At 25.3% G+C, this 756-nt stretch carries 2 pseudogenes; one reads left to right on the top strand and one right to left on the bottom strand.

From position 1 onward, the window contains the following. Positions 1–143: pseudogene (locus tag EHV01_RS06200) on the top strand (IS5/IS1182 family transposase); the annotation flags it as partial. Positions 144–321: 178 nt separating this feature from the next. Here the strand turns inward: EHV01_RS06200 and EHV01_RS06205 are convergent. Next, positions 322–648, bottom strand: a pseudogene (locus tag EHV01_RS06205) (ABC transporter ATP-binding protein); the annotation flags it as partial. Between the last annotated feature and the right edge of the window lie 108 nt (positions 649–756).

Raw genomic sequence — 756 nt, forward strand, 5'->3', positions numbered from 1 at the left:
CAAAAATGAGAATTATTATTGAAAATATTTTTGCTATTCTTAAAAAATTTAAAATTATTACAGAAAAATATCGTAATCATAGAAAACGATTTAGTTTAAGATTTAATTTAATTGCTTCAATTTATAATTTGCAATTATTATAGATAGCATAGAAGATGTATTTAAAATTAATTTAATARGTTATGCAAGAAGTCTATTAAATTGTTGGTTCTTTTTTTGCCATAAATACCAAGCCCTCAATGATTATGGTTTAATAATATCATAATTTAAAAAACAAATTTGTTAATAAAAACACAAAACAATTGTTTTGTGTTACTTATTTTATGTCATTAAACCAGCTTCGTATAATCATTTAAAACGTCCTTCAACTTTTTTTAGTTCATCAAAGGTTCCACTTTGAACAACCCCATTTCCTTTTTCTAAAACTAAAATTTGATCAACATTCTTAATGGTACTTAAACGATGAGCAATAATAATTGTTGTTCTACCTTTCATTAGGTTATCTAATTCCGCTTGAATTTCTTTTTCAACAATATTATCTAAAGCACTTGTTGCTTCATCAAGAATTAAAATTTCAGGATTTCGTAAAAACATTCGTGCAATTACTAATAGTTGTTGCCCTCTTGATAAAATAAAACCACGCTCTCCTTACCGTTGATTGTTGGTTTGGTGTTAAACCTTTGTGTTGGTATTTTCATTTTCAGAGCTTTAAATAATTTTGAATATTAGTGAAACCCAAACCATGATAATGAYTTA

The organism is Spiroplasma sp. hy2, from assembly GCF_044714365.1.
In the GTDB taxonomy this organism is placed as follows: domain Bacteria; phylum Bacillota_I; class Bacilli_A; order Mycoplasmatales; family Mycoplasmataceae; genus Spiroplasma; species Spiroplasma phoeniceum.